The organism is Candidatus Methylomirabilota bacterium (genome assembly GCA_003104975.1).
Classification (GTDB): Bacteria; Methylomirabilota; Methylomirabilia; order Methylomirabilales; family Methylomirabilaceae; genus Methylomirabilis.
Genome location: PQAM01000008.1, coordinates 424,527 through 449,879 on the forward strand (window position 1 = coordinate 424,527; position 25,353 = coordinate 449,879).

General features: G+C 58.7%; 31 protein-coding genes. 25 read left to right on the plus strand and 6 right to left on the minus strand.

The annotated features are described in order from the left end of the window. The first annotated feature begins 84 nt into the window (after positions 1-84). Positions 85-345, plus strand: coding sequence for an excinuclease ABC subunit C (locus tag C3F12_05645; protein PWB47609.1), 261 nt, complete (start codon positions 85-87; stop codon positions 343-345). A gap of 185 nt (positions 346-530) precedes the next feature. On the opposite strand, the gene C3F12_05650 is transcribed toward C3F12_05645, so the two are convergent. Further along, positions 531-1,124: a hypothetical protein gene (locus C3F12_05650; protein ID PWB47452.1), complete on the minus strand. Its 594-nt coding sequence runs from the start codon at positions 1,122-1,124 to the stop codon at positions 531-533. A 211-nt stretch (positions 1,125-1,335) separates the two neighbouring features. On the opposite strand from C3F12_05650, the gene C3F12_05655 reads away from it, so the two are divergent. Next, entirely contained in the window at positions 1,336-1,647 is a 312-nt protein-coding gene (locus C3F12_05655) for a hypothetical protein (protein ID PWB47610.1), read from the plus strand. Further along, positions 1,647-1,994 (plus strand): hypothetical protein, encoded by a 348-nt coding sequence (locus tag C3F12_05660; GenBank protein ID PWB47453.1) that lies wholly within the window; start codon positions 1,647-1,649, stop codon positions 1,992-1,994. The genes C3F12_05655 and C3F12_05660 overlap by 1 nt, the downstream gene beginning before the upstream one ends. Before the next feature lie 78 nt (positions 1,995-2,072). Here the strand turns inward: C3F12_05660 and C3F12_05665 are convergent, their stop codons facing one another. After that, positions 2,073-2,318 carry a hypothetical protein gene (locus C3F12_05665; protein ID PWB47454.1) on the minus strand — a complete coding sequence of 82 codons (246 nt, stop codon included), beginning with the start codon at positions 2,316-2,318 and terminating at the stop codon, positions 2,073-2,075. 535 nt (positions 2,319-2,853) lie between these two features. On the opposite strand from C3F12_05665, the gene C3F12_05670 reads away from it, so the two are divergent. Next, positions 2,854-3,150: a DNA-binding protein gene (locus tag C3F12_05670; GenBank protein PWB47455.1), complete on the plus strand. Its 297-nt coding sequence runs from the start codon at positions 2,854-2,856 to the stop codon at positions 3,148-3,150. Between the two features lie 3 nt (positions 3,151-3,153). Further along, positions 3,154-3,579, plus strand: coding sequence for a putative toxin-antitoxin system toxin component, PIN family (locus C3F12_05675; protein PWB47456.1), 426 nt, complete (start codon positions 3,154-3,156; stop codon positions 3,577-3,579). A gap of 32 nt (positions 3,580-3,611) precedes the next feature. Here C3F12_05675 and C3F12_05680 read toward each other — a convergent pair whose 3' ends face one another. Continuing rightward, positions 3,612-3,830 (minus strand): hypothetical protein, encoded by a 219-nt coding sequence (locus C3F12_05680; GenBank protein ID PWB47457.1) that lies wholly within the window; start codon positions 3,828-3,830, stop codon positions 3,612-3,614. A gap of 407 nt (positions 3,831-4,237) precedes the next feature. On the opposite strand from C3F12_05680, the gene C3F12_05685 reads away from it, so the two are divergent. Together C3F12_05685 and C3F12_05690 are read left to right on the plus strand one after the other, a co-directional pair. Beyond that, the gene (locus tag C3F12_05685) at positions 4,238-5,377 is read left to right on the plus strand and encodes a hypothetical protein (GenBank protein PWB47611.1); all 1,140 of its coding nucleotides are present in this window, start codon (positions 4,238-4,240) and stop codon (positions 5,375-5,377) included. Beyond that, complete coding sequence (locus C3F12_05690; GenBank protein PWB47458.1) at positions 5,356-6,492, plus strand: hypothetical protein; 1,137 nt, start codon at positions 5,356-5,358, stop codon at positions 6,490-6,492. The genes C3F12_05685 and C3F12_05690 overlap by 22 nt, the downstream gene beginning before the upstream one ends. A gap of 110 nt (positions 6,493-6,602) precedes the next feature. Here C3F12_05690 and C3F12_05695 read toward each other — a convergent pair whose 3' ends face one another. Continuing rightward, complete coding sequence (locus C3F12_05695) at positions 6,603-7,532, minus strand: hypothetical protein (protein PWB47459.1); 930 nt, start codon at positions 7,530-7,532, stop codon at positions 6,603-6,605. A gap of 682 nt (positions 7,533-8,214) precedes the next feature. Here C3F12_05695 and C3F12_05700 point away from each other — a divergent pair. The 6 genes from C3F12_05700 (at position 8,215) to C3F12_05725 (ending at position 11,117) form a co-directional block, all read left to right on the plus strand. Continuing rightward, positions 8,215-8,694, plus strand: a complete 480-nt coding sequence (locus C3F12_05700) for a hypothetical protein (GenBank protein ID PWB47460.1) — start codon at positions 8,215-8,217, stop codon at positions 8,692-8,694. Next, positions 8,691-9,122 (plus strand): hypothetical protein, encoded by a 432-nt coding sequence (locus C3F12_05705; protein ID PWB47461.1) that lies wholly within the window; start codon positions 8,691-8,693, stop codon positions 9,120-9,122. The genes C3F12_05700 and C3F12_05705 overlap by 4 nt, the downstream gene beginning before the upstream one ends. Before the next feature lie 544 nt (positions 9,123-9,666). Continuing rightward, positions 9,667-9,918 carry an AbrB family transcriptional regulator gene (locus C3F12_05710; GenBank protein ID PWB47462.1) on the plus strand — a complete coding sequence of 84 codons (252 nt, stop codon included), beginning with the start codon at positions 9,667-9,669 and terminating at the stop codon, positions 9,916-9,918. Then, the gene (locus C3F12_05715; protein PWB47463.1) at positions 9,908-10,339 is read left to right on the plus strand and encodes a nucleotide-binding protein; all 432 of its coding nucleotides are present in this window, start codon (positions 9,908-9,910) and stop codon (positions 10,337-10,339) included. Before C3F12_05710 ends, C3F12_05715 begins: the two co-directional genes overlap by 11 nt. A gap of 326 nt (positions 10,340-10,665) precedes the next feature. After that, positions 10,666-10,887, plus strand: a complete 222-nt coding sequence (locus C3F12_05720) for a hypothetical protein (protein PWB47464.1) — start codon at positions 10,666-10,668, stop codon at positions 10,885-10,887. After that, the gene (locus C3F12_05725; protein ID PWB47465.1) at positions 10,884-11,117 is read left to right on the plus strand and encodes a hypothetical protein; all 234 of its coding nucleotides are present in this window, start codon (positions 10,884-10,886) and stop codon (positions 11,115-11,117) included. Before C3F12_05720 ends, C3F12_05725 begins: the two co-directional genes overlap by 4 nt. A gap of 453 nt (positions 11,118-11,570) precedes the next feature. Here C3F12_05725 and C3F12_05730 read toward each other — a convergent pair whose 3' ends face one another. Further along, positions 11,571-12,011, minus strand: a complete 441-nt coding sequence (locus C3F12_05730) for a hypothetical protein (GenBank protein ID PWB47466.1) — start codon at positions 12,009-12,011, stop codon at positions 11,571-11,573. Next, complete coding sequence (locus C3F12_05735; GenBank protein ID PWB47467.1) at positions 12,011-12,241, minus strand: hypothetical protein; 231 nt, start codon at positions 12,239-12,241, stop codon at positions 12,011-12,013. The genes C3F12_05730 and C3F12_05735 overlap by 1 nt, the downstream gene beginning before the upstream one ends. Before the next feature lie 378 nt (positions 12,242-12,619). Here C3F12_05735 and C3F12_05740 point away from each other — a divergent pair, with 378 nt between their 5' ends. From C3F12_05740 to C3F12_05795, 12 genes are all read left to right on the plus strand, one after another. After that, positions 12,620-13,000, plus strand: coding sequence for a hypothetical protein (locus C3F12_05740; GenBank protein PWB47468.1), 381 nt, complete (start codon positions 12,620-12,622; stop codon positions 12,998-13,000). Further along, on the plus strand, positions 12,993-14,093 hold the full coding sequence (locus C3F12_05745) for a hypothetical protein (protein PWB47469.1): 1,101 nt from the start codon (positions 12,993-12,995) through the stop codon (positions 14,091-14,093). Before C3F12_05740 ends, C3F12_05745 begins: the two co-directional genes overlap by 8 nt. Positions 14,094-14,716: 623 nt before the next feature. Continuing rightward, a complete protein-coding gene (locus C3F12_05750; protein ID PWB47470.1) occupies positions 14,717-15,508 on the plus strand; it encodes a sugar ABC transporter permease in 792 nt (263 codons plus the stop codon). Beyond that, entirely contained in the window at positions 15,508-16,749 is a 1,242-nt protein-coding gene (locus C3F12_05755) for an ABC transporter ATP-binding protein (protein PWB47471.1), read from the plus strand. The genes C3F12_05750 and C3F12_05755 overlap by 1 nt, the downstream gene beginning before the upstream one ends. Position 16,750: 1 nt before the next feature. Then, a complete protein-coding gene (locus C3F12_05760; GenBank protein ID PWB47472.1) occupies positions 16,751-17,701 on the plus strand; it encodes a hypothetical protein in 951 nt (316 codons plus the stop codon). Continuing rightward, the gene (locus tag C3F12_05765) at positions 17,685-18,716 is read left to right on the plus strand and encodes a hypothetical protein (GenBank protein PWB47473.1); all 1,032 of its coding nucleotides are present in this window, start codon (positions 17,685-17,687) and stop codon (positions 18,714-18,716) included. Before C3F12_05760 ends, C3F12_05765 begins: the two co-directional genes overlap by 17 nt. Then, positions 18,716-18,958, plus strand: a complete 243-nt coding sequence (locus C3F12_05770; GenBank protein PWB47474.1) for a hypothetical protein — start codon at positions 18,716-18,718, stop codon at positions 18,956-18,958. Before C3F12_05765 ends, C3F12_05770 begins: the two co-directional genes overlap by 1 nt. A 13-nt stretch (positions 18,959-18,971) precedes the next feature. Further along, positions 18,972-19,637: a hypothetical protein gene (locus C3F12_05775; GenBank protein PWB47475.1), complete on the plus strand. Its 666-nt coding sequence runs from the start codon at positions 18,972-18,974 to the stop codon at positions 19,635-19,637. Then, positions 19,634-21,283 (plus strand): hypothetical protein, encoded by a 1,650-nt coding sequence (locus C3F12_05780; protein PWB47476.1) that lies wholly within the window; start codon positions 19,634-19,636, stop codon positions 21,281-21,283. Before C3F12_05775 ends, C3F12_05780 begins: the two co-directional genes overlap by 4 nt. Before the next feature lie 3 nt (positions 21,284-21,286). Then, positions 21,287-22,666, plus strand: a complete 1,380-nt coding sequence (locus tag C3F12_05785) for a hypothetical protein (protein PWB47477.1) — start codon at positions 21,287-21,289, stop codon at positions 22,664-22,666. Next, the gene (locus tag C3F12_05790; protein PWB47478.1) at positions 22,629-24,011 is read left to right on the plus strand and encodes a hypothetical protein; all 1,383 of its coding nucleotides are present in this window, start codon (positions 22,629-22,631) and stop codon (positions 24,009-24,011) included. The genes C3F12_05785 and C3F12_05790 overlap by 38 nt, the downstream gene beginning before the upstream one ends. A 417-nt stretch (positions 24,012-24,428) precedes the next feature. Next, the gene (locus tag C3F12_05795) at positions 24,429-25,352 is read left to right on the plus strand and encodes a hypothetical protein (protein ID PWB47479.1); all 924 of its coding nucleotides are present in this window, start codon (positions 24,429-24,431) and stop codon (positions 25,350-25,352) included. The last annotated feature ends 1 nt before the right edge of the window (position 25,353 follow it).

Here is a 25,353-nt window from a genome sequence, read left to right on the forward strand (position 1 = left end):
ACGGTGAGATTGCCGCGCTCCCGTTGGTCGCTCGCAATGACGGACAAACGAACGACAATGCAAAGGCCCGGTTACATCTACATCATGACAAATAAGACGCACACCACGCTCTATGTCGGCGTCACGAGCGACCTGATCAAGCGGGTCTATGAGCATCGTGCCAAACTGGCGGAGGGCTTTACGAAGCGCTACAATCTTACCAAGTTGGTCTACTACGAGGTGTGTGACGATATCAAGACTGGGATTGTTCGGGAGAAGCGGCTCAAAGCGGGTTCACGAGCGAAGAAGCTCCAGTTGATCAACGGAATGAATCCGACCTGGTGTGATTTGTCTGAAGGACTGTGAGATTGCCACCCCTTCGCTTCTGGCTTCGGCTTTCTTCGGGTGCTCGCAATGACCCCCCTCACGTCATTGCGAGGGAGCGCAGCGACCGAAGCAATCTCACCGTTTTTCGCAACGGCAAGTACGGTGAGATTGCCGCGCTCCCGTTGGTTGCTCGCAATGACGTCCGCGCCGAGCGGGAACGAGCGTTATTGGTGGGTGGTCTCAGGTCGAGGCCTTAGGCCCTCGATCCAGATCGTCTCATCGTTCAGGGATTGCCGGGTGATGGCCCCGGCGCTGACGGTGACGGGCACCGCCCAAAGGAGGGTGGAAATGGGTGAGTGGAGCTCCGCCAGCAGGAGCCAGCGCCCAGCCGGGACGTCCTGAAACCGGAACTCGGGATCGGTCCCTGATGCCGTCCTGACCGCACGCGCCAGGTCGCCGTACTCCGTCCGTAACCGCGTGACGGCGGTGGTGATCGGCTGATGGGCCTTGTCGAACGCCTCGGTCGAGAGGGGCTGAAAGCCGCCCGCCGCATACTGCGCCCTGGCATCGGCCACGACCGTCTCGAGTTCAGGCGGAAGGGGTATGAGGGTCACCGGCGTATCCCGGAGGGGGATGGGGATCCCTGTTCGTCCAAGGTAGAGCAGGCCCTCGACGGCGCCGACCTCGCCACGGTCCTTGCGCGCCTGGACGGTCTGCAGCATGCCCTGCCAATCAGGTTCCTGAAGGCCGCGAGTGAGGCCCGCGCAGCCGGCCAGAAGCAGAAAGCCGATCACCCACCTGCCTGCCCTTCGTCGCATCCGATTCCCTCCTGTGCGTCGTCATGTTGTCCCGCGCGCGTGACGAAGCACAGTATACCGTTCTATCTTAGACTGTCAACCGTGAAATCGCGAGTTGTCCTGAAAAGCCTTGACAAGTAAAAGTGGGAGAATTAGGTTTGGAGTCAGAGCATTGGACTTATTCAGCATGACAGGGAGAGCGCCTAGACGTTTTGCGCAGGAGGTGTTTCCGTTGTTGACCGAAACCCACTACGAGCACATTCGACTCGATGCTGATCAGGTTCCGATAATTGGCGGTACTACCATGAAAGTCGTAGAACTTGTTTTGGATCATCTCAGCTACGGTTGGAGTCCGGAAGAACTGCACTTCCAGCATTCAGATTTGACCATGGGTCAAATCTACTCTGCGCTGGCGTATTATTGGGATCATAAAACGGAGCTTGACCAGGATATCGAACGACGCCTGCAGTCCGTTGATCGCATGCAGCAGGCAACGGAGTCTTCCGCGCTGAGAGATCGGTTGAGGGCCACAGGGCGGATCTGATGCCCCTGGCCTTTTATATGGATCAGCATGTTCCACGAGCGATTACTCTCGGGCTCCGGCTTCGTGGAATAGACGTACTCACTGCATATGAGGATGGCGCCAGCAAGCTGGATGATGCGGCCTTATTGGACCGAGCCAACGAATTGAGACGGGTGCTCTTCACTCGAGATGATGATCTATTGGCGGAAGCGGCGACACGACAGGGGGCAGGCATTCCGTTCCACGGCGTGATTTACGCTCACCAATTTCGGTCTTCGATCGGCGGGTGCGTACAGGACTTAGCAATTATCGCCGAGGCTGGGGAGCCTGCAGATCTGATTAACCGGGTGATGTTCCTGCCGCTTTGAAGACAAGAGCGACAGGCTAACCCAAAGGACACCAACTCCCAGCTAGGGCAGAACTGACAACACCTCCCTCCTTCTCGCCTATTGAACTAGCCCTTCAATAACAGTCTGGTCATTAAGCGACTGCTTGGTGGCCGCACCGGCGGTCACGGTCACCGGAACCACCCAGACCGCCAGCGCTGGCGGTCTGGGCAACTCGACCAGCAGCAGCCACTGCCCTTCCGGGACCTCGGGAAATTCGAATTTCGCATCGTCGCCGGTCTCCGTACGCGCCTGCCGGATCAGGTCGTCGCTGGTGCGCCCACCTGTCTGCGTGCGGGCACGCACAGGCAGATGGGCATGTGCGAGACCGCCCCGTCACTGGCTCGTCATTGCGAGCGACCAACGGGAGCGCGGCAATCTCACCGTTTTTCAAGGTGCGAAGAACGATGAGATTGCTTCGGTCGCTGCGCTCCCTCGCAATGACCGAGACGGGGGGCTTTCTGAACAATGACAGGCACACGAATGGCTGCGTGATCAATCTCTATTCTTGCGTGGTCCGTCCCGGCTTGACCGGATCTGAACATGATGCCTATAATGCACCCCTGCGAACCAAGGAGAAGCAGAATGAATGGGAACGCGTAGCGCCGATCTCTCTGTCATTATTGTCAATTATAACGCCGGCGACTTTCACATATATGACACTAGCTACGAATTATAACAAATTATGAAAAAGCTTGACAACTGGAAGAAAGATGCGTAAGTTCAAAGATAGATTGGTGGATCAACTCAGACGGCAGGGAAGCGCTGACGCGGATTTTGAGAAAAGGCGAGGTTGGGAGCAAGGAAGGTGAACACAATAGCAGCGGTGCGCAACGACGTCATGCGGGAATTTCCAGAGGTCATGAATCTGAACCAGCTCGCGGCGTATCTTCAGCTTTCTCCGCAGACCCTTTACAGGAAGGTGGAATGTGGGGAGGTTCCCGGCGCGAAGATCGGCCGACAGTGGCGGTTTAAGAAGACGGTGATCGACGAGTGGCTGGAGCAGACGGCCCTTTTATCCCCCTCCGGTCTTGATCTGCTGATGCGAGAGACGAAGGCGGCGGCCGAGCGGGCGGGTTATCGGCCTGAAGAGCTCGATCGCCTCATTGAGAAGGTGAGAGCCGAGGTCGGGCGTTAGACGGTGGTCAGACGGAAGCTTCGGGATCGCGTGGTGCTCGACACCAGCGTCCTGATCTCCAGCCTCTGGGGTGGAGCTTCGCAGCAGGTGGTGCATCGCTGGAAACATGGGCTGATTCAGCCTATTGTTTCCGATGAGATCGTCGAGGAGTATTTACGGGTCCTGGCCAGATTTGATCTTTCAAGACGGGCCTTGAGAGGATGGGCGCTGTGGTTGACCCATCCCTCGAAGGTCACCGTGGTCAACCCGGCCAGACACTTTGCCGCGAGTCGCGATCAGACCGACAACAAGTTTCTTGATGCGGCGACGGCCGGCAACGCCGCATTGATCATCACGAGGGATAAGGATCTCCTGGCGTTAAAGCGACATCGGCGAGCCCGCATTCTCACTCCGGAAGAAGCGCTGAACGAGTTGGGCAGCACCTCGTGACGCTCGAAGAAACTCCCCCTCCGCGTCACTATTTAACCAGCCCCTCGATCCAGATCGTGGCATCGTTCAGGGATTGCCGGGTGGTGGCCCCGGACCTTCGGCGTTCGCTGTTCGACCACTACCAGCATGTCGTAATCCGAATCCTCCCGAGCGCTTCCTCTCGCCCTCGAGTCGAACAAAAGGACCTGTCGCATGGACGAGCCCAGCCGTTTTCGCAACTCGGCCACATACTCTTTCACAACCTGATCCATTGTTGACGCCCTTCGCATTGCCCAATCATCGCATCGAAACGGACGAGCTGCATAATACTGTTCATTGCACTTCGCATACTCTCATAATGTGTCGAATCCTTTGGAGCCTCCGTCAGTATACTCCAGGCGGGTGAGCGGTCAAAGCCCAATGGCGGCCCCGAGAATCAACATCGGGATGCGTCATTGCGAGCGTAGCGAAGCAATCCAACCGTTCTTCGTCGCCATTCCTCTACGCTTGCGACAACAGAACGGTGAGATCGCCGCGCACCCTTCAGGTGCTCGAAATGACAGACACGCGAATGGGTGGCGCGGTCAACTTATATCCGAAGGCGGTCCGTCCCGGCTTGACCTGGTCCGAACATGATGCCTATAATTCACCGCGGTAAGTCGAAAGGAAAGCGGAACGGATGGGTACGCTCAGCGTCGATCTCTCTGTCATTATTGTCAATTATAACGCCGGCGGCCTGGTCCTGGAGGCGGTGGCCTCGCTTCAGGCGCAGAAGTTTGCTGCGCCGGACGGGGACGCCGGGCGCCTCGAGATCCTGGTCATTGATAACGCCTCTTCGTCCGAGGATGTGGCCTGTCTTGAGCGACTGCCGTCCGACGTCGTCCTGGTAAGGAACGATGCCAACGTCGGCTTTGCCGTCGCCAACAATCAGGGGATCGCGCGCGCGTCGGGGCGGTACCTCTGCTTTCTCAATCCCGACACCGTCGTACTGGACGGGGCCTTGGATGCCCTGCTTCAGTATTGCTATCGTCATCCGGAGGTCGGGGCGGTGGGGCCTCGGATCTGGGCCGACCAGGATCGCACGCTCCTGCTGCCGCCCGGCGACCCGCCGACGCTCGCCTTTCTTATGGGCCGGTTCATAGCGGATCTGCTGCCGGCGTGGGGCGGTTCCCTGGATAGTCGATGGCACCGCGATGCGATGACCGTCTGGCGAAGCCGCGAACCGATGGAGGTCCCGATGCTCTCCGGGGCCTGCATTCTGACTCGCCGGTCCGTCCTCGATCGGATTGGTCGGCTTGACCCCGGCTATTTTCTGTACTATGAAGATGCCGACTGGTGTCGCCGGGTGCGCCTGGCCGGATATCGGCTCGTCCATGTCCCGGACGCGGAGATCGTCCACTATTTCAACCAGAGCGCGCAACAGGACGTTGGAGCGACCCAAGGTCATGCGCGCCGGTCACAGGCCAGGTTTGTGCAGATCCACTATGGCCTGCCCGGCCGGCTCCTCTACTTGGCGCTCCGGGCGCTTCACGGGCGGCTGGCCCGCCGGGCGCTCATCATGCCCCCGGGTGTCATCGATTTCGGTGTCTTGGCTGATCCTCCGAAATGGCGCCTTCCTGAGGCCCCTGAGCGCGAGCGGGTGGTCGAGATCGGCTTTGATCCGCGTCTGATTCCGTCGGCTGCGGCCTTTGTGAGCGGTGATGAGTACCGGTTTCCGGCGGCGGTATGGGTCAGGCTGCAACCTGGACGGTATTATGCCAGGATGCTGGATGTCGAGACCCTTGACCCGCTGGGGGTGTGGTCATGGGTGAAGGAGTAGACCAGGTGCGGATTGTCTATCTTCTGGAAGGGACTGAGACCTGGGGCGGCGTCAAGGCCGTCTTGGAGCAGGCCAACGGCCTGGTCCGATCGGGTCATCGGGTGATCGTCCTCTCCAAAGGGCCTTGGCCGAACTGGTTTCCCCTGCGGGCCGAATTTCGGCAGGTGACGGCGTTTAGCCGCGACGACATTCCCGAGGCGGACTTCATCATCGGCACCTACTGGACCACCGTGGCGCCCGCCGTAGCCGCCGGACGCGGCAGGGCGGTCCATTTCTGCCAGGGGTATGAGGGCGATTTGTACGATGATGGCGTGTTGCGGGCCGAGGTCGAGCGCATCTATCGGCTGCCGCCGGATCTCGTGCCGACCCCAGAGAGATGCGCCGCGCTTCGAGCCGAGATCGAGGCGACCTATCGTCTGCCCACGCTGAAGGTGACCGTAGGACCGCACCTGAGGGCGCTGATCGAATCGCGGTTCGGTCAACCGTGCGTTGAGATCGGGAACGGGATCGATCTGACGCGCTTTACTCCGGGACCGATTCGACCGCAGGGCGAACTGCGGCGGATACTGGTCGTGGGGCCATGGGAGTGGCCTGTCAAGGGGATTCCGTATGCGCTCGAGGGACTCAGGCGTCTACGCGATAGGCGGCATCACCTCCGGATCGTTCGCGCGTCTCAGACGCCGCAATCGGGGCCCGAGCAGGCGATGGGTGTGGTTGATGAGTATCACCAAGGAGTCGCTCCGTATGCGATGCCCGACCTGTATCGAGACTGCGATCTGCTGGTGGGTGCCTCGACGGAGGCGGAAGGGTTCGGACTGACGGCCATCGAGGCCATGGCCTGCGGGGTGCCGTGTGTGTTGACGGCGATCCCCTCGTATCTGAGCTTGGGGCACGCCCACGATTACGCCATCTTCGTACCGCCCCGCGATCCGATCACTACAGCGGACGCCATCGACCAGATTCTCAGCGATCAGGCGCTCTGGGAGCGCTTGCGGAAAGCCGGCCTCGAGGTCGCTGCCGGCTATCCGGTCGAGGCGGTGGTCACGCGGTTGGAGCGTGCGCTGCTTGGCCATCTTAAAGAATGCGCGACATTAGATGCGTCGCACCGCCGATAGCTCGCTAGATAGTCATGGAGCCTACGATAAAAGTCGAGGCCCGGGTCGCGCGATTCTTGCTTTCTATCAGTTCGTGTCAGTTGTGGTACCTCTGTGTTTCCCTCTCTCGACTACCATTGAGAGCCCGGGGCCGGATCGGATGGCGGGTACTGAGATTCACATGTGAAGCCGGGGCCTTGTACTTTGTAGGCGGAGAGTACGCTGGTACTCCGACTCCAAGTCTGAACTGCCTTGCCATTGATTGACGAAAGCGTGGGATGGTTTGGAGCAAGCCACAGCCACCATCTTAGGTCACTCAACACACCCTCGAACCCCGCATACCCCAAAGTATCATTGAACAGCCATGTAGGAGCATAGGAAATGGGATGAATCGACCCTTGGGGCTCTCTCCGATGTCCCCACGTATACTCCATGCCGGTACGACCGGGTCCGATAGCTGGCAGGACTATATAGGCATCTCCGTCAGCATCGGTAATGATGAATGCCTCGAAGTCCCAATCCTTGTAGTTAGGACCAACGGTGCTATCAAGCTTGGTCATGGTGCAGCCATTGTCGGTTTTTTTATGACCCCATTGGAGTGAGAAGAAAACCCCATCCCTGGAGCTAGTGCCAAAGAACGGATTACCATAGGCATCGATGTGATTGTTCAGGGTCAGGAATAGTTGTGAGCCACGAAAGACCCTTCCGTCCTGGAAGATGTAATAGGTTACATCGTTAGTAGTGCTTTGAATTGTGTTCCCTTGTTCATGCATGTACGCATACAACGTGGTGCCATACATCCTTCCCCAACCGCGCAGGATCTTACATGTTGTGTTCCCATCGTTCAACACCTCCTTATCACAACTGGAATCGTTCTTCCACATAAGTACTTGGTAATATGTATCCGTAGCGTCGTTGTAAATCAATACGGCCCACGGCACGTTGGGCGACGAGACCTCATTTCCGGCGTACCAACCGATTTTGTTGTCTGCCGGGAAGAATAAGGCTTCCGCCATTGAGGACAGACCAAATAGACTACCAGCCAGTAGAAATGCGCCCATTAGTTTCTGTCGAACTTTCACCCCAGCTCCTCCTTTCTTCAGCATGAACTACGCCTCGGGCGACGAAAGGCTCCCGACCAATTGACGTCGTCTGCTCCACCTGTTTGCGAACTTCGAAGGAAGCGCGAATGTCCGTTATGGGGTCAGGCTCACCTCCTGAGAAAGATTCTCGAAGTTTCCTCATTGAAGTTGAGCATCTTCCGTCACGCGTTGTTGATGCTTGCGCAGTTGGACCCACCTTGAATCACCCTTGCTAGCGTCATATATAGTTAGCCGATTTATACAGATTTTGGCACGATTAAACCACTATTGATGTTAAGTAACCATATTTTAATAAAGTAACGAACACTTCCGTCATTGTCAATCACAACTCGCAAAGCGATATCTTCCGATATAGTATCTTGCGTGTTAGATGACTGACGGCTCCAAGTCACTGAATCTCTAATGGCACACCTTCTTGATGAACGCGCCTTGCGATCAGCAGGGCATGTTTGGCGCCGGTAGCCCAGCGCAACGACTGCTCGGATTACGACAAGCGCTTCTCTAATCTGCGGTCTTGTCGCCGACCTTTCTTCCAGTCTTTTCTGTTTGACATTGACAGGGCATTGGGTGAGACTTTCGTTTGTTTCGCTGGGTGGCTGTGGCGATCTCCCGCTGTAACGAGGCTCGTAGGAGGAACAAGGTGGCAGGCCAGGAAATCACTGAGAGCGCGTGCCTGAGTGATGTCGTAGCTGCGCTCCGAGAGGGGCTCGGTGACGACTTGGTCGCTGTCGCCCTTTTTGGCTCGCGCGCGCGAGGGGATGCCGGGGAGGGGAGTGATTGGGATGTCTTTGTGCTGGCGCACCACCTTCCCGGCCGGATTCTTGAGCGACATCAGCGGCTGAAGCGCTTGCTTCCCGATGCATGGAGGGGACGTGTCGCCCTCCTCGCGAACACCCCTCAGGAGTTTGCCGCCCATCTGCCTCCTCTGTGGCTGGATATTGCCCTGGACGGCATTGTGCTCTATGACCCCGAGGGGTATGCCACCGATCGGTTGGCGCAACTCAGAGAGTTGATTCGCAGGCGCGGCTTGATCCGAGAGCGGGCCGGTCGTGATCTGGTCTGGCGTTGGGAACGTTTTCCCGGTTTCAACTGGTCGCTGCAATGGGACCAAGCATCATGACCGGCCGGGAGCAGGTGCAGTATCGCCTCCGGATCGCTCAGGGCTTTTTGAGCGAGGCGCGTCAGGATGTGGAATTGACACGCTGGCGCGCTGCAGTGGACAACGCGCAATTGGCGGTGGAGAATGCCGCTAAATCGGTGCTGGCGTTGCTGGGACCGGTCGGTCGTACGCATCACCCTGCTGTGGCCCTCCGCCAAGCGTTGGATGACGGGCTGTTTCCGGGTCCCGCGCAAGATCGGATAAGATGCCTCATTGAATTGGCGGAGCTGATGGGTCCTGATATCCACGTACAAACCGACTACGGAGATGAAATGGGAGGTCGCACACCCTGGGAGCTTTTCAGTGAGACCGACGCCCGTCAGGCGTTGGCCAACGCAGAAGAGGCTGTCACCCTGGCGCAGGACCTGATGCAGGAGTTGAGCCGGTAAGCGCAGAGGGAGGTGCGATGTCTCGTCCGTTGCCCACGGACCTCGTCAGCTTCTCCTCAATACCGATGCCCGCCGTCCAGTCCTTTGCGGTGCCCGACCTGCCCAACCCGTTACCGATCACGACGCTGAGAGTATCCTCGGATCTCCTCCCGGGGACCTACACCTTTTCGGCCTTTGGGGTCGTGCCCGGGAGTAATCCCCTCGACCCCTCTAACCGCCGGACCAATGTGGCGATCACCAGCGTGTCGCTCGCCACGACCCCGTGTTGTCCTTAGGGGTGAACCACCGATCGCATGTTAAGTCTTCCATGCATACATATGACGCGAGAGGGTATCGCTCCCACCGGAACAGTGCTCGATGGCGTTTGTCGTAAGGAAGTCGTTGCCACCTATCAGACCAAAATAGACTGCTCTCCGTCCTTCCCCGAGTCAGTTGAGAGTTGGAATCACACCCCACCGACCGTGCTTGACACATTTTAACTTGACAGGTAAATTAATTATGTCAGGCGAATTGCTAATTTGTCTGTCAAAGGAGTATTAATCCGATGAATGTGACAAAAGTCGGACGTCGGGGACAAATTACGGTTCCCAAAACGATTCGCCGTTGGCTCAATCTTCAAGAGGGCGATCGCCTCCTCTTCGTCCGTCGGGGCGACGAAGTCATCCTGCAGCCCCTCACCCGCACCTTGCTGGACCTGCGGGGAAGTGTCCCTGTCTCTGGACCCCAGGATTTCACCGCCATCCGTCGGCAGATACTCGAACTCCATGCTCGCAAGGTGATCGAGAATGAAACCTGAACGCCTCTTCGTCGACACCAATCTCTTCCTGCGCTATCTCACCAACGATGTGCCGGAACAAGCGGATGCCGTCGAGCAGTTGCTCCGTCGTGCAGCGGCGGGAGGGCTGGCCCTGGTCACCAACACCTTGGTTATGGCAGAAATGGTGTGGACGCTGGAAGCCTTCTATCAACTTCCCAGGAGCGACATCAAAGAGAAGGTACTGACCATCCTGAACACACCAGGGCTGGAGGTGGCAGATGGCGAGCTGATACTGCAGGCTATGCTCTGCTATGCCGAAAAGAATGTAGACTTCATCGATGCCTATAGCGCGGTCTGGATGCGGGGGCTCGGGCTGACGATTGCCTGTACGTTCGACCGGAAACACTTCTCTCGCCTTGAAGGGGTGACCGTGATGGTTCCGGGCGCCGATACGCTGTGATCGCCACCACGCTTTACCGTCGCTGGGTCAGGCCAACAGCCGCCTAGGGCGATTCCCGCGTATCTCAACTTCGGTCAACAATTGAAGCGTCTGCTGCTGAGTCATCCTTATCTTAAGAGTGGGTGATAACAGGCGCCCGAGTTACCAATAGCTCGCCAAGTAGTCGTCAGCAGAAAACGCTCGTCCTGTGATTCATCACGTTCTTTCGCGCTTTGCGCGAAAGCTGTTACGCATGCACGTCTTCGCGAAACCCACCGCCTTGCCCAGTAAGGAGTGCTATGCTAAAGTAAGAACGATAGGAGGCGATCGTGAAGAATGCAGCACGTATGACCAGTAAGGGTCAGATCACCGTGCCACAGGATGTTCGGCTGGCCCTGGGTGTTCGGCCCGGCGACACGCTACTTTTCGAGAAGGACAGCATCGGCATTCGCGTGCGCCCCGTGCGAGTCGAGAGTCCGTTTGAAAAGTACCGGGGGATCGGGACTCCAGGCATTCAGCGCGGCAAAAAGGCCGTGATGCGCTGGGTGCGCGCAATACGCGGCCGATGACGACGGCGATCGACAGCAACGTCCTGATCGCGCTCTGGAACGAGGACGACAGTCTGAACACGTCGGCGCGTTCGGCACTGGATGCTGCGTTGGGGCGAGGGAGTCTCGTGATTGCCGCTCCTGCCAGATCGGAAGCGTTTCTCGATTCGTTCTGCAGGGAGACCAGCATTGCGGTAGACTGGCATCTCAACGAAGCGGTCTGGCGCGCGGCGGGCCGTGCCTTCCAATAGTATGTGACCCACCGCAGAGCACACCGTGACGCCGGTCCTCGTCGCATTCTTGCCGATTTTGTCATTGGGGCTCATGCTCTGCACAATGGATTCCGCCTACTCACCCTTGACGACCGACTCTATCGCGCAACCTTTCCGCGCCTGACGATTCTGACGGTGTAATCGCGGCGTTCGCAGTCCAAGAGGGAGCCTAGTGTCCCGTTTCTGAAATTCGTTGCCTATTTGCGGACGTCATTCCGGCCAAGCCCGCATCGCGGGCGCGAGCCGGAATCCAGGAAATAACGGGGGTTCTGGATTCCCGCTTTCGCGGGAATGACGACACATGGAGCGCCGACTTCTTCATCGAACTTTTGACTCAGGACACTGGGATGCGACAAGACCCAGCACGATTGAAGCGCGTGCTGCTGGGGCACCTTAAGAAGACGTGACAACAGGCACGCCGAGCCCATGACCTCAGGCGGCTGGAAGGTAGTCGCGGAGTTGCAGAATCCGGAGCCCTGGGATGGACGGGAGATCCCTGTCGTTCGTAAGATAGGCCGCGCAATTCGCAGCCAGCGCCGCCGCGAGCTGCACGGCATCCGGTGTCCTCACCAGAGTGCCGGAGCGAAGCTGCGCAGCGGCGCGCAGCAGAGGCAGGCGCAGATCAACCAGCCGAATGCCGCGGCTCCGAGTAAGAAGTCCTTCGTAGCGCTCGGCCAGCGGACCATTGCCGAAGCGATAAGGCGCCACCAGCGTCTCAAGGAGCGTCAGGCCGGACGTGACGCCTTCGAGCGGACCGGCGTCGATGGCGGCAAAGACGGGTTCGACCAGGGGCAGAAACTGTGAGTGTTCCTCGATGTAGTAGATGAAGATGGCCGTATCAAGGGCGACGGGGCCGCTCCCGATCTCGTCCATCAATCCCACGAGCGCCGCTCTTGCTCCACAAATGTCGCCGTGTCCACACCGCGCCAGAGTTCTTTGCCAAGGCCCTTCAAAGCGAGGATCGAGAGGGGCTTGGGCTCTTGGGTGGCCTGGGTCAGAATGTGGATGACTTCTTGAGCCACGGACCGCCGCTCGCGCTTGGCGCGGGCCCGAAGCTTCCTGTACAGCGGGTCGGGCACGTTCTTGATATTCAGTGTCGCCATGGTGTCCTCCATTTAGGTTGCATTATGCTTATGGAGGAATAGTTCTAAGAAGTCAACATCTTCCGAGTATCCCAAAAATAGACATTGGGATGCGTCATTGCGAACGCAGTGAAGCAATCCAACCGTTCTTCGCCCCACGTTATCCAGGCTCACGAGCACAAAACGGTGAGATTGCCGCGCACCCTTCGGGTGCTCGCAATGACAGACACATGAAAGGGTTGTGCGATCAATCTCTATTCTTGGAGAGTATCCCTGCACACGGAAGAGGGCGAGGGTAGGAGGGACTTTTTCCTTGACGATTCCCCTAGATAGCCCATATACTACGTTTACTTTTCGCGAGGGCCGGGGAGGGCAGGTCCTCGCGGAGTGGGAGGTTGCATGCGTTGCAGTGTTGGGCTGTACCGTCACCGGACCCTCATCTGGAGCTTCGTCAAAAGGGATCTGCTGGCCCGCTATAAAGGCTCTGCCGTCGGGTTGTTCTGGTCGATCATCCATCCCCTCATCATGCTGGGGCTGTACACCATCGTCTTTTCCGCCATCCTGAAGGTCCGCGTCGGCGCCGGAGAGGGGACGGACTATTTCGCCCTCTACCTGTTCTGCGGGTTACTCCCCTGGAATGCCTTTGCCGAGGGGCTGAATCGCTCGACCGGCGTCATCCTGGAGCATGCCAACCTGATCAAGCGGGTCATCTTTCCGTCGGAGATTCTGCCGGTCTATCCGGTGATCGCCGGCATCGTCAGGGATGCCTCGCATGCTTAATCACCTTCGGCCCTTGCTGACACAAACTGTTTCGCCGCGAGTACCTGATTTTCAAGCACGGCCTGATGCGCAACAGTTGCTACAGGAGTGCGTCGCTTTGGCTGCCTCGGACGCTACGTTTGCCAAGAATCTCCTCGAGACTCTGATTGGTTCATTGTCCTTTAAGAGCTCTAGCGAAATAGAACTGCTGGCCAATGTGCTCGGAGACGAACTGCTCGTTAAAGCGGTCCGGGCTCGATCATCCGTTAATGACTCGCTAATTTACGCCCACCACGTTTTTGCGGAAATCGACTTTCTGGCACGCAAGCATCTCGCGCAACCCCTCCGCTCGGTGCTCGAGATTGGACCTGGTATTAATCTTGGGGCGCTTTTTTGTTTTGTTGCCTCCGGGGTCGAGCGGGCAGTCGGCGTAGATGTCGTCGAGATTACAGATTTAAGCCCTCATTTTTATAAGAGCTTGAAAGACTACCTGGGGTGTGTAGAAGGATTTGCGTGGTGGCGTTACTTTGCCACGAAAACCTATCCCCATGCCTCGTTCCCACACTGTGCCGAGACATTAAACGCTGACGAGGTCTTGCGGCGGATCGACTACCGAAGTCCGGTTTCGTCGGGGCAGCTACCCTTCGAAGATGATTCTTTTGACCTCATTTACTCGGTTGCGACTCTCGAGCATGTGCCTGAACCAGAGCGGACGGTTGGTGAGACAAAAAGGGTCCTGCGACCCGGAGGAATCAGCGTCCACGAGATCGATCTGCAGGACCATGGTACTTATGGTACTTGTGGTCCTCTGAGGTTTCTGGAATGGTCAGATGATGAGTATAGCACCAGGGCTCAGCCGTATGGTGAGGGGGCGTCTCTCAGAGGATTTCTCGACGGCACCTGGCAGGGTGAGGTCTTTTGCAATCGATTTAGGATGTCTAATTGGCTGGATCTTTTCCGTCGCTATGGTTTCGAGGTCGTCGAATTAGAGCCCCTGATCGTGCTCGATCCTTCTGGTGTTTCGCGGGAACGGTTTGCGGAACCGTTCCGGTTCAAATCGGTAGAGGATCTTGCGGTTCTTGCGTTTCACATCGTAGTACGGTGTCGTAAGTAACAGATGATGTTTTAGCAGGTTGTTGAAAAACTCGGTCTACCATCATTTCGGACGAGGTGAAGCGATTTCGTCTCCTTAAAAAACAATAAGTTATAGATTGCTTCGTCGCAAACATCGCTCCTCGCAATGACATATACGGACTTTTTCAACAACCTGCTAGCGTCCTGAGTTAAAAGTTCGATGAAGAAGTCGGCGCTCCATGTGTCGTCATTCCCGCGAAAGCGGGAATCCAAAACTCCCGGTATTTCCTGGATTCCGGCTCGCGCCCGCGATGCGGGCTTGGCCGGAATGACGTCCACAAATATGCAACGAATTTCGGAAATGGGACACTAGTGACCTCGGTAAGATACTCGACGCTCGAAAGAACATCGCGAGCTTCACATGTTGGCTTAGACTTGTAAGGCCCTTGTCGTCGAACGAGAAGGCAGGCGGTTTCGGACTGCCGGTCTTCAGGTTCCCGCGCACTACCCCACCTCAGCCAGCCGTGGTCACGCGATTGGAACGTGTGCTATCTACCCATCTTCCCGAGCTTTTTCCTTGACGATACTGTCGGATTCCTCCTATACTAGACGTAATTTTCGCGAGGGCCGGGGAGGGCAGGTCCTCGCGGAGTGGGAGGTTGCATGCGTTGCAGTGTTGGGCTGTACCGTCACCGGACCCTCATCTGGAGCTTCGTCAAAAGGGATCTGCTGGCCCGCTATAAAGGCTCTGCCGTCGGGTTGTTCTGGTCGATCATCCATCCCCTCATCATGCTGGGGCTGTACACCATCGTCTTTTCCGCCATCCTGAAGGTCCGCGTCGGCGCCGGAGAGGGGACGGACTATTTCGCCCTCTACCTGTTCTGCGGGTTACTCCCCTGGAATGCCTTTGCCGAGGGGCTGAATCGCTCGACCGGCGTCATCCTGGAGCATGCCAACCTGATCAAGCGGGTCATCTTTCCGTCGGAGATTCTGCCGGTCTATCCGGTGATCGCCGGCATCGTCAATGAGCTGATCGGCTTCGGCGTCCTCCTGGGCGTCTTGCTGGTCATCGGGCATCCCATTCGGCCGGTCATCCTGGTCCTGCCCGCGATCCTGGTGCTGCAGTTCGCATTGACGACCGGACTGGCATGGCTTATCGCCGGGACGACCGTTTTTGTACGGGATCTCGGTCAGATTCTTGGAGTCATCCTGACGCTGTGGCTGTTCCTCACGCCGATCTTTTATCCGCCCGCGATGGTTCCCCAGGGGATGCAGGTCCTGTTGACCATCAATCCGATGTATACCGTCGTAGAGGCCTACCGGAGCCTGATCCTTCGGGGTGAGATTCCGACCTGGTGGAGCCTCGCTGCGCTGACGCTGATGGCCCTCATCGTGAACTGGCTGGGCTATCGGGTATTCGCGCGTATGCGGCCTGCCTTTGCCGACGTACTGTGATGGTGACGGTTGAGGCCCGGCAACTGTCCAAGGTCTATCGGATCTACACCCATCCGCAGGATCGGCTCAAAGAATTCCTGTTTCGTGGCCGTCGGACCTATCACAAGCAATTCTGGGCCCTTCGCGACGTCAGCTTTCAGGTCAAGAGGGGTACGACGCTCGGCATCATCGGAGATAACGGCGCCGGCAAGAGCACATTGCTGCAACTGGTCGCCGGCACCCTGCAACCCAGCGCCGGGACGGCGCGTATTGAAGGGTGCGTCTCCGCGATCCTGGAGCTTGGCGCCGGGTTCAACCCCGAGTTTACGGGGCGGGAAAACGCGTTGATGAGCGGGGCGATCATGGGGATCCCGTCACGGGAGATGGAGCGAAAGCTGCCTGAGGTGGCGGCATTTGCGGACATCGGCGACTTCTTGGATCAACCCGTCAAGATCTATTCCAGCGGCATGTATATCAGGTTGGCGTTTGCAGTCGCCACCGCTATCGATCCGGATGTGTTAATCATTGATGAGGCGCTGTCGGTCGGGGACGTATATTTCCAGAAACGGTGCTTCGACCGCATCGACAGTTTCAGGAAAACAGGGAAGACGATTCTATTCTGTTCCCACGACCTGTATTATGTTCGGATGATTTGTGATGAGCTGATCTGGTTGAGAAATGGTCAAATTCATGAGATGGGGGAGGCGTCCCGAGTGGCTGGGGCGTATGAGAATTACCTTCGGGAGCGGGAACTGCCGTCGGCCAAACCGCCTGTGGGTGCCGATCATGTGACGCCGTTTCCCTGGATCGATCGGATTCACGTAGCCAAGGCTGAGGACTCAGGGGAGCGCGACATCTTCATGACCGGTGATGACATTGTCGTGACGGTCTCTTTCCGCGTCCCTCAATCGCCGACTCCGGTTCACATCGGGGTTGTTCTGACTCGTAACGACGGCACGGAGTGTTTTGGGACCGGAACTCACATTGTCGCCATGGAGGCGGCTACTGAAAGCGGACACGCTCACCTCCATCTGCCGCGCTTGCCGCTGCTGTCTGGGGAGTACGCGCTGAGTGCGTTTCTCTTGGACGGAAACGGATTGCACGTTTATGATCGACGGCTGCGCGAGGTGAGATTCAGGGTTGCCCAAAAAGCCAAGATGATAGGACTCTGTTACCTGGACCATCGGTGGGAGGTCGAGCCTCTCGGAGAAGGTGTGAAGCCATTGCCTCGTCAGGGAGCGGGTGTGGAGGCCGCCGGGTGAGATGAGCGCGCCCGACTATCCGGAGAGCCTCGTGATCGAGCCGACGAATAGCTGCAACCTGCGATGCAGGATGTGCTCCGAATGGGGTGAGGGCGTCACCAGAAAGAGGGAGGTCGGCTTCATCCCGAGGGATATCTGGATGGGCGCACTGGATGAGATAGGCGCCTGGCCGGTGAGAGCCAATATTCACCTCACAGGCTCGGGGGAGCCGTTACTGCATCCTGAATTTCTGGACATCCTGCGCTATGCCAAGGATAAAGGGAACATAGGTGTGGGGTTTCTCTGTAATGCCACGTTGTTCGACGCACGAAAGGCCGAGGCCATTGTTGCGTTGCAGATCGACACGGTTGGATTCTCGGTCGATGGCGCTCAGAGGGAGGTTTTTGAGCACTACAGAAAGGGCGCAATCCTTTCTGAGGTTGAGCAGAACATCGAACGATTGCTGTCCCTCAGGAAGGCCGGTACCCCTCGAGTATACCTCAATATGGTTGCCCATCAAGAGGCCGATATTGGTCTCATGGTAGAGCGCTGGAAGGGCAAGGTCGATACAATACAGGTGTCTCTGAAGCGGCCGGTCGACAGAAGCGTCAATCGGAGGATCGTGCTCAAGAAGCCGTGCCCGTCCCTTGATCAGACGCTGGTGATGGGCTGGAGTGGGCATGTGGTCCTGTGCTGTTATGCCGGCTCGGCCGACTATGCGAAATATCTTATCGGGAAGTTCCCTGAAGCCAGCCTGCGGGATATCTGGAACGGTGATCCTATGAACAGGGCGAGGATGCTTCACAGAATGGGCAGGCATGATGAGATCGACCTTTGCAGCAATTGCGATTCCGACGCGTTTCATGACTGGTTTGAGATGAGCCTGGAGAGGACTCAGATACGGGTGGAGCGTCCGTGTATTCGGAGTGAATGGGGCTACTACCTTGAAGTCTTCAATGAAGCCGCAAGATGAGGGTATTTGTCTGAACCCCGCCGGACGGTGGGCTATCCGACCGTATCGGTCAGGGGATGAAGGCCGAATCCTGAGTCTGTTTCAGGATGTTTTTAGCGTCGATCGCACCCTTGAGCACTGGCGATGGAAATTCCAGGCCAATCCAGCAGGCTCAGATTACATCCGGCTGGCGGAGGCGCCTTCCGGGGAGTTGGTAGGGCAGTACGCCGCACTGCCCGTTCGAGTGAGCTGGGGAGCGACGACGCAGATCTTTACCCAGATCATCGATGTGATGGTGGATCGCCGCTTCAGGCTTGGGCTGAAGCGGCCCGGTCTGTTCGCGGCATTGGCGAATGCCTACATCACCGACTACCTGGTCTCCGGCAAGGTCGCGGTCGGCTATGGTTTTCCGACGCCGGAGGCCATGCGGGTCGGGGAGCGGGTCGCCGGATACGTCCCGCTCCATCCGGTCGTACGCCTGGTCCTGGAGCTGAATGATCACCGGGGTGGGCCGCTGCCCTGGAGGGCCAGTCGCTTCCGCGTCGAGCCGGTCGATCGCTTTGGCGAAGACGTTGACCGGCTCTGGACGCAAGTCGGGCCAAGCGTGGGTGTCGCGACCGTGCGGGATGCCGGATACCTCAACTGGCGATATGCCGATTGCCCCGACGTTCGGTACATCTTGCTTGCGGCCCGTCGGCGGTTCGGCGGAAGTCTTGCAGGGATCGCCGTCCTGCGGCTTGGGATCGCGGATCAGTCGATCGCCTTCCTGGTGGATTGGCTCGTCCCGGATGGCGCATTGCCGGTAGCCCAGGCGCTTCTTGCCTACTGTGAAACAGCGGCGCGCGAGGCCGGGATGACCCAACTGCAGGCATGGTTTCGACCCTCGGGATGGCCCACCCAACTGCTATTGGAGCGAGGCTATCGATCCGAGCCCACGCTGTATCACCTTGTCGCCCTGACCAAAACGCCCGAGATCTCGCTGGAGCGGGTGAACGCGCAATGGTACTACACCATGGGCGATTCGGACATCTATTGATGAATGCGGTACGAAGCGCGGTCATTGTCGACAAAATCCGTCATGTCATTGCGAGGCGAAGCCGAAGCAATCTCACAATCTTTCAGGACAACGACGGTGAGATTGCCGCGCTCCCGTTGGTCGCTCGCAATGACGGGTCGGAGGGAACTCCATCGCTATGGGCGCGCCGACAGGCGAAGCACGAACAGCGCGGTCTGCGTAGGGGCGCAATTTATTGCGCCCGCATCGAGCTGAGACGTTAATGACCGTGATGTGATGCCGCCTGAGCCCCCGAAGGTCTTGACAGCCCCGCCGCATGGACGTGTGTTGGTCGTGGTCCCGCACGCTGACGATGAGAGTCTGGGATGCGGTGGGACCATCGCACTACACCGCCGCCAGGGCGATCGCGTGAAGGTGGTCGTCGTGACGGACGGGGCGGCAGGCGATGCGCTGGGCTACTACGCCGGGCAGGATTACGTGGCGCTGCGGCGAACAGAAGCCCGACGGGCCGCGGCGATCTTGGGGGTGGAGGAACTGGTCTTTTGGGACTATCCGGACGGTCGGCTCGCAGAGGCCGACGACCTGTCGGAACGGCTGAGGATACTGTTCGATACCGATCGACCCGACATCGTCTATCGGCCGTCGGCGAGGGAGATCCACCCGGACCACTGGGCGCTTGGGGTAGGCGTTGAAGCAGCGCTTCGTCAGCACGCGGCCCCCGTACAGGACTACTGCTATGAGATCTGGGCGACGGTTACACCAACCCACGTGATCGACATCACCCCTGTCTGGGAGGTGAAGCGCAAGGCCGTAGAACAGTATGAAAGTCAGCTCCGGTACAACGATTATCTTCACATGGTGGCCGGTCTGAACGCCTACCGGACCATCCATCTGACGTCGGCTCGGTACGTCGAGGCGTATCAGGAGGTGAGACGGGGGTGAGGATCCTGCAGATCGCCCATCGCGCCCTCCCGCACGAGGTCGGTGGAACGGAGGCCTATATGGCGGCGGTGGGCAAGGCCCTTACGGCCAGAGGCCACGAGTGCCTGGTGCTGGCCGGGACAGACGAGGGAGCTCCAGAGCCCCGGTTGTTGACAAACCGCTGTGATGGGGTGTGGCTGAGCCGGTACGCCGGCGATCTTTCTGGCTGGCACCGTGGGCACTGGACGCGATCCTTCGACCCCGGGGCGGCTCGACTGTTTCGTGAGTTCCTGGCATTCGCGCGTCCCGATCTCGTGCACCTTCACCACTGGATGCGCCTCACGGACAATCTTGTGGCGGTCTGCGCCGGGGAGGGGATCCCGGTTGTGGTATCGATCCATGACCTCTGGATCTCCTGTCCCAGAGGGATGCGGTTCACACGGGACGGTGCTTTCTGCACCGAACCTTCGTCACCAGCCGCCTGTCTCAACTGTGTGGAGCGGACGCCTTGGCAGGACGATGCGGAGATCGCGAGCGCGATCGACATCCGCGTACGGACGCTGGCCAGGGAGCTCGAACTGGCCGCCTGCCTCGTGGTGCCGTCGGAAGCCCAGAAGCAACTCCTCTGCCGGACGATGGGGGCGGTCTTCGATCGTGCGCGGGTGTTGCCGCATGGCAGCCTTGTCGAGTGGCCTTCCCCAACCCGTGATCCGACAGCCGGATTCCCGAACCGACCCCTTCAGATCGGGTATTGGGGGAACCTCTGGCCTCTCAAGGGGGTCCATCTCCTCCTCGAGGCCGCACGCCGGTTGGCCGAACCGGACCGGGTAGCGATCCACCTGTATGGCGGCGACGCGCCTCCATGGTATCTGGAGGAGCTTCAGGCGGCGGCGACCGGGTTGCAGGTGCGGTTCTATGGGCGTTATGTCCCGTCCGATCTGGCCGGACTCGATCTGGACCTCGCCGTCTTTCCATCTCTTGCCCATGAGTCGTTCGGTCTCGTATTGGATGAGGCGTTCCGCGCAGGCCTGCCGGTGATCGTGTCGGATCGAGGGGCACTTGCTGAGCGAGCAGGGTCTGCGGGATTGATCTTTTCTGCCGGCGACACCGCCGGGTTGGCGGCGCGCATTCAGGAGATTCTTGACCGGCCGGAGCTGCTGGGGGTGATGAGGTCGGCCATTCCTGTATCCCCAAGCCCGGCGATGGAGGTGCACGTGGAGGCGCTGGAGCGATTGTATCAGGAGGCCACAATGGTATCCCGAACACCGGGGTCGGCAGAGACCCACGCGGCGGTGGATGACAAGCGACTGGAACAGGCTCTACGGGGTCTCGCTGTCCGTGACGCCGAGTTGGATCGGCTGCAGGAGCGGGTATCCGGGGCCGAGACCGAGGCCGCCCGGCTCCGCGAGATGCTCACACGGGCCGAGACTGAAACGACTGAACTCCGCGAGCAGACCGCCCGGCTCCGCGAGCTGCTGACTCAGGCCGAGACTGAAACCGTCCGGCTCCGCAAGCTGCTGACTCAGGCCGAGACCGAGGCCGCCAGGATCCGACAGGAATGGGCCACCGTCCAGCAGACGCGTACGTACAGAGTGGTGGCAGGCTTGCGGCTTCTGCTGGGTGTCTTCCGTCCGGTGAAGCAGCCGGATCGCGGGGACGGTGGATGACCTATGAGGATTGCCCAGGTCATCCATGCCTTCCCACCGGACAATATCGGCGGGTCGGAACTCTACCTCTTCAACCTGTGCCGTGAGCTCATCACACGTCATGAGGTCCACGTCTTTTATCGGATCGCGCGCCCTGACCTGCCCGAGTATCTGGTCGTCCGCGATAGCTATGAAGGGCTCCCGGTTTCCAAGCTGAATCGGACGTTCAGAGAGGTCCGATCGTTCGAACAGACCTATCGCGACGGCATGATCGACTGCGAGTTCGGGAGGTTCTTGGACGAGATCCGACCGGACATCGTCCATGTCCACCACCTGACGTGTCTGTCCACGACCATGCTGATGGAGGCGAAAAGGCGGGATATCCCCGTCCTGTATACCCACCATGACTTCTGGTGGATGTGTCATCTGGGGCAGCTCCTGAGGCCTGGATCGGAGCGGTGCGAGGGCCCATCTCGCGATGGCTGCCTGACGTGCCTGTTGCCGCAACTCCTGCCGTACTCTGCGACGTATGGAGCGATGGCGCGGGGCTACCACGCCGCCGGTCCCCTCCTGCAACGTGTGCTGTCGCCCATCAAAGGGCTGGCGAAGCAGGCGTTTCGGCGGCTATCGAGCAACGACGGTTCGGATGGAGATGCGTTCTCGGTCGAGGTTGAGAAGCGACTCCACCATTTCCGCGAGATGCTCGGGCTCGTGGACCTCTTCATCTCCCCATCCGAATGGTTGCGGGATCGATTCGTTCAATGGGGTATACCGCCCACACGGCTCATCCGGCTTCGCAACGGCTATCCGATCGAGCGGTTTGCCGACTATCGACGGACCCCATCGTCCGGGCTCAGATTCGGCTATATAGGGAATCTGCTCCTGTCCAAAGGGGTGCATGTGCTCGTGGAGGCCTTTAACGGCGTCGAGGCTAATGATGTGGAACTGAAGATCTACGGAGATTTCGTTCCCTACCACTTCTTCCCTTCGTATGACGAGCACGTGAAAGGCCTCATCACAAATTCCAGAATCCGCCTGATGGGCGGATACCGCCATCAGGAGATCGCAAGGATTCTGGAGGGGATCGATGTCCTGGTGGTTCCGTCGATCTGGTGTGAAAATTCACCCCTGACCATCCAGGAGGCCTTTCTGGCCGGGATTCCGGTTGTGACCTCGGACATCGGCGGGATGGCTGAACTGGTCCAGGATGGGGTCAACGGGCTCCTGTTCAAGGTGGGTGATCCCCAGGACCTGCAGCGGGTTCTCAGACGTCTGATCGCGCATCGCGGACTTGTCGAGCACCTGCGCGAGGGGATCCCTGTTGTTACGCCGATGGGCCGGCACGCAGCCGAGCTTGAAGCGTTGTATGAGTCGGTTCGGTGTGCGAAGGCGCCGCGCCGTTGAGGCATCGATGAGGGTCTTGTTGGTGGTACATCAGTTCCTGCCGCGACATGTGGCCGGCACTGAGATCTATACCTTCAGCCTGGCGAAGGGCCTGCGGGATCGAGGCCATGAGGTCCGGATCTACACCAGGGAGGAGGGATCAGCCGGCGCGTCCTCCACGGAGCGAGACGACCAGTATGAGGGTTTCCCCGTTCGGCGGTTCCTGATCGATCAGGACCGACGGCGGGGATATGGGATCGTCCGGGCCTTTCGCCGCAGCTTGAGCGACCCTGCGGTCGACAGGGCATTCGATCGGTTGTTGCGTGAATGGCGGCCCGACATCGTGCATTTCCAACATACCGTCAGGCTCTCGACTACCATGGTGGGTGTCGCAAAGCGCCGCCGCCTGCCGGTTGTCTTCACCCTCCATGATTACTGGTATCTATGCCACCGGACCCAGTTGCTCACGTCGGCCCTTGGGATCTGCGAGGGGCCGGGGTCGGGGGCCAAGTGCGCCTCATGTATCCAGCACCCGCTGGTCATGAACACCCGCGCCGAGATGGGCCTGCGATGGATCGGGCGGCTGGCCGGGATTTACCGAACCCACTATATGCGCCGGTGGTTGTTGCAGGCAGATCTGGTGATCGCCCCGTCGGAGTTCCTTCGCGGACGGTTCATTGCCCATGGCGTGCCTCCCGAGAAGATTATCCGGCTGCCGCACGGCATTGCGCTCGAATTGTTCAAGGGCTTTCAGAAACGGCCGGCTGACCGATTACGGATCGGGTTCATCGGGAGCATCGTGGTTCACAAAGGGGTGCACCTGCTTATTGAGGCCTTCGGCCGGCTGGGGAGTGATAAGGCCGAACTGCTGATCTACGGAGAGTCGACCGCAACCCCCGAGTACGCTCAACAGTTGCAGCAGAAGGCGGCCGGGCAGCCGGTAAGATTCATGGGCGGATTCCGCAACGATGAGATCGCCGGGATCTTGAGCGGCCTCGATCTGCTCGTCGTCCCATCGATCTGGCCGGAGAATGCGCCGTTGACGATCCATGAGGCGTTGGCGGTGCGGGTACCCGTCATTGCGGCGAGGGTGGGCGGGATCCCGGCGTTGGTGCGCGACGGCGAGAATGGTCTGCTGTTCGAGGTCGGATCGGTGGACTCCCTGGCGATCGCCCTGGGTCGGATTGCAGTCGAACCGCACCTGATCGACGTATTGCGAGGGAACGCCGATGAGGTCGAGGTCAAATCAATTCGAGCGCATGCGATTGAGATAGAACAGCTTTATCTGTCGCTCGTTCGGCGCAGCGTCGGGTCTCCCCCGGACCGTCAACGGGACGCGACAAGCGGGCATTCCCTTTCGCGTTGATGGAATGAGGTGCTGAACCCAACCATGCATGAGATGCGACAGCTTCGGAAATCACACAGGCTCGATTGCAACGGTCTGCGCGGTGAGTCGTAAAAAAGAACGTACGCCGATATCTCCAGGTCCGGTGATGAAACTATTGAAGCGCGCACAAGAAGTCTGTCCTGAGGATGCCCACCGTGTCCTTCTACAACTCAAGGATGAACGGACACGTGAATCGTCCGTGTTTCATTGCTTGTGCGGGGACCAATAGCATGTGAACTTATTGATATCGTCATTAAGTAACGCTAGAATACGATTCGATTGGAGGTCGAACACGACGGATTCTCTTGAAAAGGCGCCTTGTTTTTGAAGGTGCGAAGAACGGTGAGATTGCTTCGGCTTCGCCTCGCAATGACCCCCACGGGGGACTTCTAACCAATGGTGAGGAGGTTCTCGAACCAACGGCATCAGCGGCCGGATGAGACCGTGGATATCTCCATCGTTATTCGAAGCAGGAATGAGGCTCGGTTCCTCGGCGAGGTGTTGGAGCAGCTTTTTGCCCAGGAGTACGATGGGTTCTTCGAGGTGATCGTCCTGGACTCGGGCTCCCGAGACGGCACTCTCGAAATCGCGCGCAGGTTTCCCGTCGCGGTGTATTCTATGAGTCCCGACGAGTTCAGCTTTGGGCGCGCCTTGAATCGCGGAGCGCAGATTGCCAAAGGGGAGTATATCGTGTATCTCTCAGCCCATTGCACGCCGACGGACCGGCTGTGGCTCACACGTCTGGTTGAGCCGCTGACAGGCGATAACGGTGTGGTCGCGACCTTCGGGAGACAAGAGCCACGACAGGGGCTGAATCCCTTTGAGGAGATGGAGTTGAACCGGATATTTCCCTCTGATCATGCAGACGGTCCATCGGTCATCTTCTCCGCGGCCAACTGCGCGATCAGTCGAGAGGTCGTGGTGCGCTTCCCCTTCGACGAGTCGGCCCCGGGTGCCGAGGACTATATCTGGCGACGGCTGCTGCCGGAATCCCACCATGTTCTCTATGTCCCAGAAGCCTCAGTGTATCACAGCCATCCCCTGTCGCTTCGGTACTGGGCGAGCCGATTTCGTCTTAACGGCGAGTTGATTCCCTACCTGTCCCGAGCCTACGGGATGGAATATTACGGTCCTCCATCTCATGCGCCGCTCTCATACTTTCTCAGGTGGTCATGGCATGTGGTCCGAGAGGAGTACAGGTATTGTCGAGACAATCGGTATCTGCTTCATCTGGCGTATATCCCCTTTCATGAAGGGTTGCGCATTCTCTCCTTCTGGAGAGGGTTGAGAAAAGGCGGGGCGGAACACTTCCGCCCGTGAC

Bases quoted from the DNA above. Each gene is read 5' to 3' on its own strand.
- C3F12_05645 (PWB47609.1), top strand. From the start codon at position 85: ATGACAAATAAGACGCACACCACGCTCTATGTCGGCGTCACGAGCGAC.
- C3F12_05650 (PWB47452.1), bottom strand. From the start codon at position 1,124: ATGCGACGAAGGGCAGGCAGGTGGGTGATCGGCTTTCTGCTTCTGGCC.
- C3F12_05660 (PWB47453.1), top strand. From the start codon at position 1,647: ATGCCCCTGGCCTTTTATATGGATCAGCATGTTCCACGAGCGATTACT.
- C3F12_05670 (PWB47455.1), top strand. From the start codon at position 2,854: ATGCGGGAATTTCCAGAGGTCATGAATCTGAACCAGCTCGCGGCGTAT.
- C3F12_05680 (PWB47457.1), bottom strand. From the start codon at position 3,830: ATGGATCAGGTTGTGAAAGAGTATGTGGCCGAGTTGCGAAAACGGCTG.
- C3F12_05685 (PWB47611.1), top strand. From the start codon at position 4,238: ATGGGTACGCTCAGCGTCGATCTCTCTGTCATTATTGTCAATTATAAC.
- C3F12_05695 (PWB47459.1), bottom strand. From the start codon at position 7,532: ATGGGCGCATTTCTACTGGCTGGTAGTCTATTTGGTCTGTCCTCAATG.
- C3F12_05705 (PWB47461.1), top strand. From the start codon at position 8,691: ATGACCGGCCGGGAGCAGGTGCAGTATCGCCTCCGGATCGCTCAGGGC.
- C3F12_05710 (PWB47462.1), top strand. From the start codon at position 9,667: ATGAATGTGACAAAAGTCGGACGTCGGGGACAAATTACGGTTCCCAAA.
- C3F12_05715 (PWB47463.1), top strand. From the start codon at position 9,908: ATGAAACCTGAACGCCTCTTCGTCGACACCAATCTCTTCCTGCGCTAT.
- C3F12_05720 (PWB47464.1), top strand. From the start codon at position 10,666: ATGACCAGTAAGGGTCAGATCACCGTGCCACAGGATGTTCGGCTGGCC.
- C3F12_05725 (PWB47465.1), top strand. From the start codon at position 10,884: ATGACGACGGCGATCGACAGCAACGTCCTGATCGCGCTCTGGAACGAG.
- C3F12_05730 (PWB47466.1), bottom strand. From the start codon at position 12,011: ATGGACGAGATCGGGAGCGGCCCCGTCGCCCTTGATACGGCCATCTTC.
- C3F12_05735 (PWB47467.1), bottom strand. From the start codon at position 12,241: ATGGCGACACTGAATATCAAGAACGTGCCCGACCCGCTGTACAGGAAG.
- C3F12_05740 (PWB47468.1), top strand. From the start codon at position 12,620: ATGCGTTGCAGTGTTGGGCTGTACCGTCACCGGACCCTCATCTGGAGC.
- C3F12_05745 (PWB47469.1), top strand. From the start codon at position 12,993: ATGCTTAATCACCTTCGGCCCTTGCTGACACAAACTGTTTCGCCGCGA.
- C3F12_05750 (PWB47470.1), top strand. From the start codon at position 14,717: ATGCGTTGCAGTGTTGGGCTGTACCGTCACCGGACCCTCATCTGGAGC.
- C3F12_05755 (PWB47471.1), top strand. From the start codon at position 15,508: ATGGTGACGGTTGAGGCCCGGCAACTGTCCAAGGTCTATCGGATCTAC.
- C3F12_05760 (PWB47472.1), top strand. From the start codon at position 16,751: ATGAGCGCGCCCGACTATCCGGAGAGCCTCGTGATCGAGCCGACGAAT.
- C3F12_05765 (PWB47473.1), top strand. From the start codon at position 17,685: ATGAAGCCGCAAGATGAGGGTATTTGTCTGAACCCCGCCGGACGGTGG.
- C3F12_05770 (PWB47474.1), top strand. From the start codon at position 18,716: ATGAATGCGGTACGAAGCGCGGTCATTGTCGACAAAATCCGTCATGTC.
- C3F12_05775 (PWB47475.1), top strand. From the start codon at position 18,972: ATGCCGCCTGAGCCCCCGAAGGTCTTGACAGCCCCGCCGCATGGACGT.
- C3F12_05785 (PWB47477.1), top strand. From the start codon at position 21,287: ATGAGGATTGCCCAGGTCATCCATGCCTTCCCACCGGACAATATCGGC.
- C3F12_05790 (PWB47478.1), top strand. From the start codon at position 22,629: ATGAGTCGGTTCGGTGTGCGAAGGCGCCGCGCCGTTGAGGCATCGATG.
- C3F12_05795 (PWB47479.1), top strand. From the start codon at position 24,429: ATGGTGAGGAGGTTCTCGAACCAACGGCATCAGCGGCCGGATGAGACC.